Here is a 13,942-nt window from a genome sequence, read left to right as displayed (position 1 = left end):
AGACTGTTTTGTGCTACCATACATGGTTTTAACTCAAAATCTCAATATCTTTCAAATTCAACTTACTAAAATCAACCTTAATTGCCCCCATTTCATATATGACATTTGCTCTATTGTTAAATCCACCGTGGTCATCATTGCCTACAGTTATTAACATATTATTTTTTTGACAAAAGTCTATAAGAGCATTTGTTGTTTCTTCTGTATGAGTTGTGTAATAGCATTCAAAGCCATCTGCGCCCATGCTCTTAAGTGTTTTTAACCGAGGTTCTATTTCAAAAAGATTATTCCTCATTGTTTCTCCGATATGGGCAATAACGGCTTTACCATTTGCTTGATGAATTACATTGATTACATGATCTATTGATGGAAATGAATTTTTTGGTTTAATATTATAATCACTGATGAGCTTAAAAAAACTAGGAACATCAATAACTAAGTTTTTGCTCTTTAGATAGTCAAAACCTTTCCAACCACCATTTTTTAGATTTCGATTGTAAGAATTAAAATCTTCTATACTTATTTCCTTATAGTCAACACTCATCATTTTTATTAATTCTAAATCAATATCAGCAAAAACCGTCTCACCTTGCTTGCAAATATCAATTATATCTGTATCTTCAAAGTTGAAGTCATAAGCGAGAACATGAAATTCTTTATTTTCAAAAGAGGTAGAGATTTCTGCTCCTCTAATTAATTTAATTTGGTTCGCTTTACACAAAGGTATAAGCTCGTTATAAGATGCTGTCGTGTTGTGATCGCTTACACATAATAAGTCAATGCCCAGCTCTCTTGCCTTCTTGACAATTTCCTCAGGGGAACGGGTACTATCTGAATAGTGTGAATGAATATGTAGATCTGCATACATAAAAATTTCACCTCTAACTTGTAATTGATTGTATAATTCCTTTTTTCTTATATATTGATTAGTTGTATTATATCATGACGGACATGGACTCTTCTTCGTTCCTTTTAGCTATGTTTCCCCATTTGTATTTTCATTTAATTCCATCTCATTTAATAATACTTTTCTATGTAGATAAAGACACAACTAACACAATATTACAAAAGCGGTTTTTTATGACCCTTCTTTTTTAATCCTCTTCTTCAAATATTCTGCCAGTTATTTTAAGTGAAAAATTCACCCTATCACAAGACTTCATACTAAATTCATTAGAAGAAAACGAATTGTTGTTAACACTTTCCATTTTTATAAAAAGCGTTGTTGCGCAGTATAGATCTACTATGTAATAAAATAGTTATTTAAAAAAACGGCCCAATTATGACATAAAGGACGCACAGCTTTAATGCTGCAACAACGCTTTTGTTGATTAGGACAATAATTTATTAGTCCATATATAATTAACAAATTTCAACTTCTGGCCATTCATTTCAAATTCTTCATCACTGGTTTCTGTATGCTTAAATCCGTTTTTCTCTAAAACCCTTTGGGATGCTATATTATTGGTTGTTGTTTTCGCCCTAACTTGTTTTATATTTAACTCTATTACTGTTTCTAATAATAATTTCAATGCTTTTTTAGCAACACCTTTTCCAGTATGCAGTTTACCAACTCTATACCCTAGATTACCGATTTTATGAGATTTATCAATATCAACTAAATTGATCCTCCCAAGAATAGAACCATTTTCATCTTTAATTAAATAGAAATAGGAAATTCCTTTAGCCTGTTCTTCAAGTAAGGTTTCATGCCTTATTCTAAAAACTTCGGGCTTATAATAGTCCTCTCCTCGGGTAGGTACCATTTCCTCGAAAAAGGTTCTGTTTTCAAGTTCAAACTTATACAAATCCTTCTCATCTGTGTTATTTAACTTATCAATTAATATATCCATGTATTCTATCCACCAATCAATTTTAGTGCTTACATTATAATTCTCTTCTGAAACCACCCTGCACCTTTACTTGAGTTTTTGCTTGTTTCACAAACTTGCCCGATTGCAGAATCTACTTAACATGCAACTTCCAACCTGACCTATGCAGTTTGGATACCAACCTCGATTTCTATGAAACTATCTCCTAATCACTAAATGATAGGCACCTTGTTCAAATCTTTCCCCACGTTTCATTTGCTTGTTCGTCAGATTTCTATCCTTGTCGTAAATATCCCAAGTCTCCATGCTCCTACTCCTGTATGAATGTACAAATCAAATGGTATATAATGGAACAAAAATTACTTCATACTACTAGACATAAACATAGAAGCATCTTGATTCATAAAAATACGATTCCCATGATAGAATGTCTTCATTTCAATTGATTTGAATCCAGCTTCGGATAATCTTTTTGTCAATTCTTCTTGTGAAAAACCGTTATGAACTTTTGGATGATGAATTTTATCGTTTTTGTCAAAATCAATAATAATTAGCTTGCCACCGTTATTTAAAACACCGAACAATTCCTGTAAAATTTTTTTAGTATCTGGAATATGAAGAAGAACGAGTGACAGTATGACAATGTCTGCCTTAAGTTCGGGAGTTTCTTTGGTAAAATCTGAGTAAAGTACCTCTGCGTTTATAATTCCTTTTTGAGAGATTTTACCTTGCGCAACCTCTAACATTTGTTTTGAAGAATCTATCAGCAAAATTGAATCGACTAGATCTGACAATTCCAAACTAATTAGACCAGTACCACTTCCATAGTCGATTAAAGACTTTGATTTACTTTGTTGTAACTCTAGTCTTACTTCCTCAACAATGACTTTAGCTAATTCCATTCTTTCTTCTGTATCATATTTTTTTGCCAACTGTTCAAAAACGTTATTTTCCATACTCACTCACCTCGTCAATTATGGTTGATCCTGATTTTAACCGCTGCCAGTAATTACAAACTGTCATACATCGCCATAAATTTCTATTATTTTTCTTGCTTCATTTTTTAAAATTAATTGCATTTCCACAGGTTCAATAATTTTGACTCCACTGCCAAAGCCTAGCAGAATAGATATAAGCCAGTTGGCGTGCAAGGGCTGATAAACAGAAAGCGTAAAAGTCATACTGCCATCATTGTTCATGATTTTAGAGGCATTCTGGAAATAGTCTAATCCTTTTACCAGGGAGTCAGGACCCACCCAGATTACTACATCCTCAAACATTTCCAGATCAGGGTAGGAATAAGTAGAATCATGTTTAATTTCGTGATTCTGTAAAAACGTTTCCTGTGTCGGGGTTATATGCATCATACGGGATACACGAAATTCCCTATAATTCCTGCGTTCTCTGCAATAACCATACAAATACCAGTTACGGAATTTATAAAGAAGCTGAACTGGCTCTATTTCACGTGATGTAAATTCATTCTTATTACTTACATAATCGAAGCGGACTACTTCTTTTTCACGTATTGCCTTTCGCAAACCCGTTAATGAATTTGGTTCTTTTCCATGGCTTTTTAAGTCAATCAACAATGACTTATTGCCTCCGCTTGTATCCAGAAGTTTTAATTTATCTGTCGTATGTTCTATTTCATGATCTTCAAAAATACTTGATAAACTGCCTAATACTGTGAGTAAATTCGATATGTCATAAGAATCCATTAAGCTTTTATCAAATTTATATCCTTCTATGATACCGAAACCTCCGTTCGTACCTTGGTAGGAAACGACCGGAATTCCCGCCGCACAAATCGCTTCGATATCTCGATAGATTGTCCGTGATGATACTTGAAATTCCTCAGCTAATCGAGAGGCTGACAAAACTTCATTATTTAAGAGCTTGATTATGATAGATAGCAGACGTTCTAATTTCAATTCTCCATTTCCTCCCCTTAAAAAATTATTTTTGTCATGATTACGATTACCTAGAAAGAGCTGATTAAAGTATCCTGCTCATTGCATTAATACACGTACATTTTGTATTGTTCATTATCCTTCAATCATTTTCAAGTAAGGTATTTCTTTATCATTAACAATTGCAATGAATGCCGGGGTATCTGTTTCATATATCTTGGTTCCTACCTGTAATTTGTTAGCCGTACCATCCTTAAAACGGCTAGCGTTGTCTGTTTGTTTAGTTATTTCTCCAATCCGTTTACCTAACTTGTATTCCAGTTCCGCGACCCATTCAACATCCTGTGCATTCGAAAAAACAATCCCGTCTAGAAGAAATATATCTGCATCTTTATTTTCCAGAAAATCCTCAGGTGTTGGATTACCTGTTGTATTGTAACGATTACCCTGACTGCATCCAAATAAAATTATCAACAACCCACATATCGGCAGCAAAATTTTAGTAACCTTCATTACCACTCCCCCTTCCCTGTCCGCTCGTTACAAATGTTTGATTTTCATTATATAATTAAATGAATGAAAGGGACAGTTATCGATTTATTATCGTAACTGTCCCTTCGCAAATTGTTCGCCATATTAAATTATATTTTCATCCATGTGATTGAAAATACATTTATCGAAGCTGTCTATTAATCTGCTATTCCCATAATCGCGGCACTTATCCCAATCGATGTTTAAACACCTTACTAGCAAAAATGTAAGCGATGGCCATGATACCAATGCACCAGGCAAGCGCAATCCAGATATCGTTGCCAACAGATCCCTCATACAGGAGTGCACGAATCGCATTCACGATTGAAGTCACAGGCTGATTCTCAGCAAATGCACGGACAACAGCAGGCATTGTTTCAGTAGGGACAAATGCCGAACTGATAAATGGCAGGAAAATCAGCGGATACGAATAGGCAGTCGCCCCTTCCATAGACCCCGCTTTCAATCCGGGAATGACCGCCAGCCATGTCAGTGCCAGTGTAAACAGCCCAAGTATCCCAGCTACCGCAAGCCAATTGAGAATACCAGCACCAGAACGGAAGCCCATCAATAAAGCCACCAGAACAACTACCATAACAGTAAGCGCATTGGAAACCAGTGAAGTCAACACATGAGCCCATAATACCGATGATCGCTTGATGGGCATGGTAATGAAACGTGCCATCAGCCCACTCTTTACATCCGTAAACAGCCTTAATGAAGTGTAAGCGACACCGGATGCGATAGTCATCAGCAAGATTCCCGGCAATAAATAATTGACGTAGTTGTCTGTTCCTGACTCTATAGCGCCGCCAAATACATAGACAAACAGCAGCAGCAGCATAATTGGCGTAATCGCCACCGTGATAATCGTATCCGGGCTGCGCATGATATTGCACATTAAACGCCCTAGTAATACTCCTGTTTTGTTTTTCAATTACTTCTCCTCCTCTTTGCCAATGATTGCGAGGAAAATTTCCTCCAACGTCGGCTGCTTTTCGATGTACTCCACTTGGGCTTTCGGGAACATCCTCTTAAGTTCGGTAAGGGTACCGGTTGTAATGATTTTTCCACCATGCAGGATGGCGATACGGTCCGCCAGTTGTTCGGCCTCATCCAGGTACTGTGTCGTCAGCAAGATGGTTGTTCCACCGCCGGCAAGCTCCTTCACGGTATCCCAGACTTCCATCCGTGCCTCTGGATCAAGTCCTGTCGTCGGTTCGTCTAGAAAAATGACTGCAGGTGTACCGATCAGGCTCATGGCAATATCAAGCCTGCGCTTCATCCCACCGGAGTACTGATCCGCCCTTCGATTGGCTGCATCGGTCAAACTGAATCGTTGAAGCAGATTGTCGGCGACCTGTGCGGGGTTGGAAATTCCTCGCAGCTTGGCGATCATCATCAGGTTTTCCCGGCCAGTGAGCATACCGTCCAAAGCAGCGAACTGTCCTGTCAGGCTGATGCTTTGGCGAACGTGATCCGGTTGACTTTGGACATCAAATCCACAAATTTCTGCTTCTCCGTCATCGGGCTTCATCAGCGTTGAAAGGATGTTGACCGTCGTTGTCTTTCCCGCTCCATTTGAGCCCAGCAGTGCGAAAATTTCGCCACGCTGCACTTCAAAATCCACCCCCTTTAAGACCTCCTTATCGTTAAAGGATTTTTTTAAGCTTTTTATAGAAATCGCTGTATTGGTCATATGTTTTGTTTTCCTCCTTATAATAAGCAAAGCAAGACCGCTTGAGTGTTTCGGAAATTGCTTTGCCTGATTAGCGAGTTGGGTTTCTCGCCTTCAGACAAAGTGGAGTAATTATCCGGTCGAATGCCTTGCGAAGCTTGATTGTTCACTACTAAGTCTTACAAGTAATCTGTATTACTTATTACTGGGTTGAAAATAAAACTGAATAGTAAAACTGGAAATTCACTTTTGTAACCAGCTATTCAGTCGGTACTATCTATTCGGAGGGTATTTTCACCCTATCATTTTTCAGCTTCCTGAGAACTTTTTTCTTGAAAGAGTTTTTAATTCTTCAATTTTGATTTTTTCCTTACTTTTCTTCTTTTTTCCTAGCCTTATTGACTTTTTGATTAACCGATTCTTGATAGAGATCAGCATAAGTTTTTGAATCCCCTATCATCTCATCGCAAAAAGCAGCAACGTCTGTCCCTGTAACATCAAGCACATCTTTCCCAGAAGCTGCACCTTCTTCAAAGAGGCTGAGAATTTCCGAGAGCATTCCAATACCTTCGTTTAGCTCAACAGGACCGACTTTGAAAAGATATTTTTGGATCTCTTTATAGACAATTTGGTAATCCTGTGGAAGCGCTTTGACACGCGAAACATGTGCTCTCCACTCTTTTTTGCCTTCAATGATTTTTTTGATACTCATTTCAGTCCTCCTAATTTTCTTGCTACGTTCTTGTTGAGTTGGTCACGCCATTTATCTCTATAATTTTTTGCGCTTTCGTCACCAACAAGCGCTGTGCAGAAGCCTTTGATATCATCCCCTAGCACTTCTTCAACACTCTGTCCGTCTGCTGATGTAACTTCGAGCAGTTCAAGAGCACTGTCAAGAATCGGCATCAGATTACGACCGGTGAAATCCCCGTGAATCCACAGGTTACTTACAATTTCTTTCCAAGCAGTTTGATAATCACCAGGCAAGACTTTTGCCCGCGCTTCAAAATCTTTCATTTCTTTAGTCATATCGCTGCCGGTTATTTTTTCTAAAAAGTTCATTGTAGTTTCCTCCTTTAAGATGCTAAGCTGTTCGGTACAGCTTTATTATTTAATCGTATCGTTCAGCTTTGCGCGATATTTATCCTTCCAGGTTTTCGCGTCCTTCACTAGTTCATCGCAGAAATCGGCCACGTCCTTACCTGTTATGTCAGTGACATTCTTCCCTTTCGCTGCGCCTTCCTCAAAAAGATCAAGTATGCCGCCAAAGATACGGCTCATGTCATCCCAGTCAGTCAGACCACCAGAAGTCCACATATATTTTTTGATGGCATTGTACGCATTACGGTACTCACGCGGAAGTGCCTTCGCACGCGCCTCCATCGCCTTCCATTCCCGCTTGTCATCCAGATTACCGATAATTTTTTCAAAAATACTCATATTACCACTCCTTATTTTATTTTCGTTTGAGTTCGTTAATTTTGCTTGAAACGAATTCCCATTTTTCCCAAAAAACTTCAAGGTGCTTTTGACCTGCTTCGTTGAGTGTGTAAAATTTCCTTGGGGGTCCCATAGTGGATGGCTTTTTCTCGATGTCCACCAGATTGTTTTTCTCAAGCCGAATTGTGATCGTATAAACCGTGCCCTCAACCACATCCGTGAAGCCAAGTTCTCTTAGTTGCTGTGTAATTTCATAGCCGTAAGTCTCGCCACGGCTGATGATTTCAAGCACACAACCCTCAAGCACCCCTTTCAGCATTTCTGTAATATTTTCCAAGGTTATCCTCCCCATTTGTATTTTAGTATTTTTTAGTTCTGCGTATTACAGTAATTTGTTATACGGATATTCAGTATTACTTATTACCACTATATAGTATTACATAATAGTCATGTCTGTCAAGAATTTATTTTAAATTTCTTTATAAATTTAAAAAGAGCTATCTCAACTTGAGACAGCCCTGTTAAAAATCGGTTATTTAGCTTCTTTTAAATTTACGTGATTCACGGTTTTGTCATACCCCTCGATAATCGGGTTGTCGCCAACAATAAAATGAAGCTCATAGTCACCTGTTCGATAAACGTAATCTGTTTCATCAGTCATTGGCACATCAAGAACTTTATCAGCATGACCCAATTCATTTGCTAGCAGATCCGGTGTAATTCCTCCAAGGTTTGTTTGTCTTTCAACACCTGTACCAAAATTCCGTATTTCCGAAATGGTATTATCGTTGTTATACGCAAATCCATATCCGGGGTTCCCCATATTCCAGCCGTACAAATCAAATTGATTGTTAACCTCATGGGGACTGCCTAGCTTCTGGTGAACAGCCTTTTTCGTACTATCATTAATTTTTAGCCCTTGAATATTTCCCGGCATTTCTCCTGAGAAGGCATGATCATAAAGGTTAGTTAACGTATCCACCGCATTTTGGTTTGCCGCGGATGAAGTAACGGCAGCACCAGATTCGGCATGAACCTGTCCTGTATGGGAAAGACTTCCCATTCCGAATACTAAGCCTGTAATTAATGAGACGGCAATTAGTTTCGATGCTGTTTTGTTAAAAGCCATGTTGTATCCCTCCTGATAAAACAGTACCCTATATAGAATTTTACGAAACAATGATAGCTGGTTCACAATTTAGGCAGGGATTTCGCTTCAATACTTAGATTATCCACATTTAATTTTGCCAAAAGTAGTTGTTTACAATTCGGGGGATCCACAAGAATCCGATCAGTATAGCATGAACCACATTCGTTATAATGATAATACTGTAGAATGCTGGTCCCGCTGTCCATGAGGCTAAGCTCCCAGCTGCAGCCAGTATCACTAGAATCGTTAATGTGATTCGTGCCCAATTACGGCGTTTCCACATCATTATAAATAGCCAAATGTATAGACCGATGAATATGGCGTGAATACCTGCCGCGAAAATACTAACCGCAACAATGGCAAACTCTACCGCATTGTTTGAAAGTTCGGGCTGACTATGGATAATTTCACCTCGGAGAAATTCTGGATTGATAATCATCATGGTCGGCAAAACAGCATACAAAATAATAAGTATGACTAATATAAGCACCAACCAACGAAATGGTCTGTACATGAAAACGTCCCTCCCATATATGTTTACAGCGTTTGATCGTGATATTAATGTCATTTCGTTTGGTGTTAGTGCAGGCTTCTGCTAAATCTTTTGTTAACCCAAACTTTATTTTCTATTATGATAAACTAAATCCGCTATTAGCAATACTATTTTATTCCATTTTGTATACGCATAGCAAACCCCGCTATATTGCCATCGCCAGCGTAATAAATGCCCTGACGAACAATTCCTTCTTTGAACCAGAAAACAAATAGTAGGCGCTTTTCTTTTCACAAAAAAACGCCCACTAATGCAATTGCTGACATCTTGAAGATTACCAAACCTTCCAAAACAAATCAGCCATTATATCTGTTTCTTACGTTTCCCCAAGCGGTACATCCTTTATATGGGTTGCAATCCACCAAATATGACCAAAAGGATCCGTCAAACCACCTCTTCTGTCACCTTCAGGATGATCCTCCACTGGCATCAATTCCTTTGCACCTGCATCAATTGCTTTTGAAAAAAGTGCATCTGCATCCTCCACATAAAGAAAAATATGCATCGCGGTTCCCTCAAGAGACTGCGGACTGCGCATAATCGGAAACTCTGGAAACTCGTCCACAATCATAATCTGTGAATTACCAATCATAATCTCAGCATGCTGGATCCTGCCGCTGCTGTCAGTTAAACGCACCATTTCAGTTGCTCCAAACGCCTTTTTGTAGAACGTAATTGCCTCTGTCGCATTCTTAATAATCACATATGGTGTCACAGTGTGATGACCTCTTGGGATAGGGTTTGTATTAGTTGCCATGCAAGCTCACCTCCATTACATTAAATTTTTGATGCCTCCGTAAAATCACTTTAAATTTAGATTTGTGCGATTGCATCGACTTTATTTTAATAATGTCCAAAGAAGCTGTATTGTAAAAAAATGACCTTATAAATCAAGTGGAATATGATTTTGTTGTTTGCCTGGCTGAGAATGATAGGTTGTTGGACTGAAGCCGGAAAAAGCGCGAAAATCGTGGATAAAATGTGCCTGATCATAATAACCGCATGATAAAGCAATTCCTGCCCAATCAACATGCTTCACATCTTTCATTGACCGAAGCACAATCTGAAATCGCTGGATGCGGCAAAACTGTTTGGGTGTCAATCCGGCGTTATCCTTGAAAACCTGAATAAATTGTCGTGGACTTAAACTGATTTGCTCCGTTACATCAGCGATTTTCAATTGCTGAGGGAAAGCCTGAAATTTTTTGATGGCAAAGGAAACAGCAGGATGAAGTGATGAATCTTTCGTCATTACTTCGATTAAGTAATGTTCAAGAATTTGAAATTTGGCAGTCGGCATTTCAGCTTCAAGGAGCCGCTCTCTCATTTCAGCTGCTTTTACCCCCCACACCGTGTCCAACGTAACGTGGTTATTATGCAATTCAATGATCGGAAGCTTAAGAAATGGAAAAGCACCACCGGGTTTAAAATGAACGCCTATTGTATACGCTTGGCATGCTGTGTCAATAACAGCAGGATGCGAATGCGGTCCGGATAGTAAACTTCCATTAAAGCCTCTGAAACGATCATGTTTCTTCTGATCGTACACCTTTATCAAATCCTCTTGAAGATTGATAACCAATTCCATAGAGCCATCCGGCAAAACATGTTCCATTTCATGAGGCGGATGGTAACCCTTATACAACCAAAAAATATTAATAAAATCCGACAAGGTCGACTGAGGGCGGAATATACAAAACATGGCCACATCGATCACTACCTTCATTTGATTATAAAAATAGCATAACCCATTAAAAATTGCGTGTCACCTTTACTAAGGATCTGATTAGCATTGACCGCCTACTTTCACTAAGTTAGAATACAAAAGAGCCTGGTTTATTGCTTAGATTCTAAGGAGGGCTAAGTTCATGATTTTATTTTTATAATATTTCTTCTCTCCTAATTGCTGCTTCATCATTTATTATCATAAAATAAGATGAGTGGAGGAAAAGAAAAATGAACACAAAAAGCAATTTTCGCGAACGTCTAAACAAAGCTATTGCATTACGGGAAGATGGGCGTGCAAAACAAGATATGGCAATTTTAAAAGAAGCTCGTGATCTTCTTCTAAACATGTCTAAGGACCACCCAGATAACGCAGAAATTAATTATCAAATTGGTATTGCCTACGATAATTCCGGATTAAATAATAAAGCAATTCCTTATTATGTTAAATCGATTGATCAAGGGCTGTCTGGTTCGGACTTACAAAGGTGTTTATTCGGTCTGAAAGCATGTTCAGCTCCATTGAGTATTCGAATATTTGCCTGTGGGGGTTTTTCCACATAATTGGATGCTTCAAAACCATTTGTATTAAGGAGTTGCCCAAAATCACAAATTGTTATTTAACATAAGTTGGTATACTCAGATGTTCATGAACCACTTTCCAACTATCGTCACTCTGTCTAAAGACATTTGTTCCTCTGCCACTACCTTCTTTACGTTTCCCTTCAACATTTCCCGTCCAATGGAATTGATAAATACAAACGGCAACAGTCTCACCAAGTGCAATCCAATTCACATCTGAAATGGTGTAAATCTCATCCTGAATATTTTCCCAAGTTTCTTCAAAATAAGGTTTAAGTTGTTCAAGTCCACAAACTTTTTCATCAGAAAAATAATAAATAGCGTCTTCATCAATTAATTTGGATACATTTTTGAATTGATGTGAATTCGTTGCATTCTCATATTCTCTTTTGGGGTTAAAACCGGCATAAAATCATCTCCTTGGACCTCTCAAATTATTCGAATATATGTTCTATATTGATGATACCTTATTTCAATGAAACCAACAAGGCTTTAATTACGGATTTTAGACTACCGTTCCCTTTTTTCAACAAATAACAAAATTAGTGTTGCCACTGGACCTAATACAAGAGAAAGTAAAAACCAATTTAACCCCGTCCTGTTCTTTCCCTGTGCAAGTGCTGCATTAATCAACGCCAGTGTACCCCAACCTACAAAATATTGGCTGTCCATCCTCAATTCTCCTTATCATTTCTTTTTATTTAAGTACATTTGTTGAAATATGAATATGTGAATGCTTTCTCAAACTTAATGCCCCAATATACTTTATAGAAGCTAATGTTCATTAATGGGCTTTTGTTGGCGGGTCCGTTGTCACATAGGTCTGGGCTATAAAGTCGTGAATCGCACGCTTATCTTCTCTCGTTCCTATCATAAAAGCACTAACGATTAATCCTATTCCAAATGTGAAAATATAAACAATTACTGCTACTATATCCCTTAGTATCATAGTTCCTATTCCGATTTTTCTCCCATCGACTCTTACAATACGATTCCCCACCATTCTTCTGCCCAGTGTGTATCCATACCAGACAACAGGTAATGCAAGACCATAAATCAACCCTAAATAATCAATGGGATAAAAATTGTCATCATCATAGAATTCCCCATACAATAATTGCGAAAATACTCCCGTCACCAGAAATATAATAAGCAAATCTAAAATTCTGGCCAAAAATCTGTTTTGAAAGCCCGCTGGATTAGTAACCTCCATCAAATTTCTCCTTTCATAATTCATAACTATTCCTCGTTCAAATACTATTTCCATTCCCTGTATTGCTCTATAAGACTATATAATAATTCCCTATCAAAACCGACTACGCTGCTAATATTTTCCACATAATCACCGATCATTTCTTTTGTTGGTACTTTATACAAGCCTTCTGTCGTACTTAAGTTAATTTCCCAATTGTCGAATTCCCAATGAGCAATTTCATTTTTATAAGGAAGCCGATACTCTATTAATGGTGTTGGTCTAATCATATTCTGAGAGTTTTCAGCTGCCTTAAAGAAATCCCCTCTTTCTATTGGAGTTGTATCATATACTTGCTTAGATACTTTTCCATTCGGCCAATAATATAGTATTTCTACATTTTCACCTAAAGGAGTCACCTGTATATTTGCTGCTGGAAAAAATCCACTGTGCCTTCCATTACTAAAGTCTTCACTATATTCATCCATTAGAATTGGCATAATCCATTGATCCCCCAAATCACATAAATAACGATTTCCCAAGTCATTTAATGCTATAACTGCTACATGGGCATCCACTGTATTTAGATCATGACCTATTGGATATGCTTCAATCCCATCCTTATTAAATTCATCAAGCAACCAGATAGCCAAGTCAAAGCAATTACCGGAAAGACCGTATTTTTGTCTATGTTCCTTCATGGTAGAAACATCTCTTTGTTTGCCGACCTTATCCTTATTATAAACCCATAACTTACTTAATGTTTCCATTGGAAATCCATCAAACTTCCGCCATGTTCTAAGAATGTCTTCACCTGGTAAAATAAAAACACCTCATTTACAAAATTAATTATGTTTTCAACAAGAAAAGGGGCTTCTACTTCTTAAAGAAAAGCGATTCATAAGTTATATTTTTGATTCATTTGGCAAGTATGTCATTAAGGAATTGTTAGAGAGGTGTTGTTATGAAAAAAGTGTTCGTTATTTTTCCGATACTCTTTTTTTATGTTTTCAACTCCAGCACTTGCTTCAAACCAATCAACTTACGAAAAAGCATTGCTGTCTTTAATGTGGGATGATATTTATAAAGCCGTTGATGAACACTACGACATTAAGGGCATTCAAACTTGGAATGAAAAAGTTCAGATTTAAAAATGACAAATGGACTTTCTTTTAATTTCACAATTCAATTTGATGGTTTTGTAGGCGCACATAACACGTTTGGCACTCATACAATTACGTTTGCAAGAGAAGTCCATGATGGGCTAAAATTGATCAGTTACGAACACTCCCTCCAAAAATGAAAAGGAAATTTTAGAATGGTATTTAAAAAGTCGATCATGACAG

The 13,942-nt window shown here is 37.7% G+C and carries 20 protein-coding genes and 1 pseudogene; 2 read left to right on the top strand and 19 right to left on the bottom strand.

The annotated features are described in order from the left end of the window. Nucleotides 1-28: 28 nt before the first annotated feature. The 15 genes from IEV74_RS12810 to IEV74_RS12740 all read right to left on the bottom strand — a co-directional run bounded on the left by IEV74_RS12810 (nucleotide 29) and on the right by IEV74_RS12740 (nucleotide 10,799). The gene (locus tag IEV74_RS12810) at nucleotides 29-868 is read right to left on the bottom strand and encodes a PHP domain-containing protein (RefSeq protein WP_188455755.1); all 840 of its coding nucleotides are present in this window, start codon (nucleotides 866-868) and stop codon (nucleotides 29-31) included. Between the two features lie 463 nt (nucleotides 869-1,331). After that, entirely contained in the window at nucleotides 1,332-1,853 is a 522-nt protein-coding gene (locus IEV74_RS12805; protein WP_188455754.1) for a GNAT family N-acetyltransferase, read from the bottom strand. Between the two features lie 338 nt (nucleotides 1,854-2,191). Beyond that, nucleotides 2,192-2,788, bottom strand: coding sequence for a class I SAM-dependent methyltransferase (locus IEV74_RS12800; protein WP_188455753.1), 597 nt, complete (start codon nucleotides 2,786-2,788; stop codon nucleotides 2,192-2,194). 63 nt (nucleotides 2,789-2,851) lie between these two features. Further along, nucleotides 2,852-3,766 (bottom strand): helix-turn-helix transcriptional regulator, encoded by a 915-nt coding sequence (locus tag IEV74_RS12795; protein ID WP_188455752.1) that lies wholly within the window; start codon nucleotides 3,764-3,766, stop codon nucleotides 2,852-2,854. A 114-nt stretch (nucleotides 3,767-3,880) separates the two neighbouring features. Beyond that, nucleotides 3,881-4,258 carry a hypothetical protein gene (locus IEV74_RS12790; RefSeq protein WP_188455751.1) on the bottom strand — a complete coding sequence of 126 codons (378 nt, stop codon included), beginning with the start codon at nucleotides 4,256-4,258 and terminating at the stop codon, nucleotides 3,881-3,883. Nucleotides 4,259-4,463: 205 nt separating this feature from the next. Next, nucleotides 4,464-5,213 carry an ABC transporter permease gene (locus IEV74_RS12785; protein ID WP_188455750.1) on the bottom strand — a complete coding sequence of 250 codons (750 nt, stop codon included), beginning with the start codon at nucleotides 5,211-5,213 and terminating at the stop codon, nucleotides 4,464-4,466. Next, complete coding sequence (locus IEV74_RS12780; RefSeq protein ID WP_188455749.1) at nucleotides 5,214-5,975, bottom strand: ABC transporter ATP-binding protein; 762 nt, start codon at nucleotides 5,973-5,975, stop codon at nucleotides 5,214-5,216. 349 nt (nucleotides 5,976-6,324) lie between these two features. Further along, nucleotides 6,325-6,666: a DUF1048 domain-containing protein gene (locus tag IEV74_RS12775; RefSeq protein ID WP_188455748.1), complete on the bottom strand. Its 342-nt coding sequence runs from the start codon at nucleotides 6,664-6,666 to the stop codon at nucleotides 6,325-6,327. Further along, nucleotides 6,663-7,016, bottom strand: coding sequence for a DUF1048 domain-containing protein (locus IEV74_RS12770; RefSeq protein ID WP_188455747.1), 354 nt, complete (start codon nucleotides 7,014-7,016; stop codon nucleotides 6,663-6,665). The genes IEV74_RS12775 and IEV74_RS12770 overlap by 4 nt, the downstream gene beginning before the upstream one ends. Before the next feature lie 45 nt (nucleotides 7,017-7,061). Continuing rightward, a complete protein-coding gene (locus tag IEV74_RS12765; RefSeq protein ID WP_188455746.1) occupies nucleotides 7,062-7,394 on the bottom strand; it encodes a DUF1048 domain-containing protein in 333 nt (110 codons plus the stop codon). A 16-nt stretch (nucleotides 7,395-7,410) separates the two neighbouring features. Further along, entirely contained in the window at nucleotides 7,411-7,731 is a 321-nt protein-coding gene (locus IEV74_RS12760) for a PadR family transcriptional regulator (protein WP_188455745.1), read from the bottom strand. Between the two features lie 195 nt (nucleotides 7,732-7,926). Continuing rightward, complete coding sequence (locus IEV74_RS12755; protein ID WP_188455744.1) at nucleotides 7,927-8,523, bottom strand: YjgB family protein; 597 nt, start codon at nucleotides 8,521-8,523, stop codon at nucleotides 7,927-7,929. Between the two features lie 109 nt (nucleotides 8,524-8,632). After that, entirely contained in the window at nucleotides 8,633-9,058 is a 426-nt protein-coding gene (locus tag IEV74_RS12750; RefSeq protein WP_188455743.1) for a hypothetical protein, read from the bottom strand. A gap of 355 nt (nucleotides 9,059-9,413) precedes the next feature. Continuing rightward, nucleotides 9,414-9,854, bottom strand: a complete 441-nt coding sequence (locus tag IEV74_RS12745) for a VOC family protein (RefSeq protein ID WP_188455742.1) — start codon at nucleotides 9,852-9,854, stop codon at nucleotides 9,414-9,416. 126 nt (nucleotides 9,855-9,980) lie between these two features. Next, the gene (locus tag IEV74_RS12740; RefSeq protein WP_188455790.1) at nucleotides 9,981-10,799 is read right to left on the bottom strand and encodes a helix-turn-helix domain-containing protein; all 819 of its coding nucleotides are present in this window, start codon (nucleotides 10,797-10,799) and stop codon (nucleotides 9,981-9,983) included. Nucleotides 10,800-11,053: 254 nt separating this feature from the next. Between IEV74_RS12740 and IEV74_RS12735 the strand changes: the two genes are divergently transcribed. After that, the gene (locus IEV74_RS12735; protein ID WP_188455741.1) at nucleotides 11,054-11,386 is read left to right on the top strand and encodes a hypothetical protein; all 333 of its coding nucleotides are present in this window, start codon (nucleotides 11,054-11,056) and stop codon (nucleotides 11,384-11,386) included. A gap of 52 nt (nucleotides 11,387-11,438) precedes the next feature. Here the strand turns inward: IEV74_RS12735 and IEV74_RS12730 are convergent. The 4 genes and pseudogenes from IEV74_RS12730 to IEV74_RS12715 all read right to left on the bottom strand — a co-directional run. Continuing rightward, nucleotides 11,439-11,780: pseudogene (locus IEV74_RS12730) on the bottom strand (nuclear transport factor 2 family protein); the annotation flags it as partial. Nucleotides 11,781-11,914: 134 nt separating this feature from the next. Next, nucleotides 11,915-12,076, bottom strand: coding sequence for a hypothetical protein (locus IEV74_RS12725; protein ID WP_188455740.1), 162 nt, complete (start codon nucleotides 12,074-12,076; stop codon nucleotides 11,915-11,917). A gap of 112 nt (nucleotides 12,077-12,188) precedes the next feature. Then, on the bottom strand, nucleotides 12,189-12,617 hold the full coding sequence (locus IEV74_RS12720; protein ID WP_188455739.1) for an RDD family protein: 429 nt from the start codon (nucleotides 12,615-12,617) through the stop codon (nucleotides 12,189-12,191). A 44-nt stretch (nucleotides 12,618-12,661) separates the two neighbouring features. Beyond that, entirely contained in the window at nucleotides 12,662-13,366 is a 705-nt protein-coding gene (locus IEV74_RS12715) for a hypothetical protein (protein WP_229683173.1), read from the bottom strand. 234 nt (nucleotides 13,367-13,600) lie between these two features. Between IEV74_RS12715 and IEV74_RS12710 the strand changes: the two genes are divergently transcribed. Next, complete coding sequence (locus IEV74_RS12710; protein ID WP_188455738.1) at nucleotides 13,601-13,747, top strand: hypothetical protein; 147 nt, start codon at nucleotides 13,601-13,603, stop codon at nucleotides 13,745-13,747. Nucleotides 13,748-13,942: the final 195 nt, after the last annotated feature.

This window comes from Virgibacillus oceani (genome assembly GCF_014638995.1).
Lineage (GTDB): Bacteria > Bacillota > Bacilli > Bacillales > Amphibacillaceae > Virgibacillus_E > Virgibacillus_E oceani.
The sequence above is the reverse complement of the archived record's forward strand: the minus strand, read 5'-3'. Positions and strand labels throughout refer to the sequence as shown.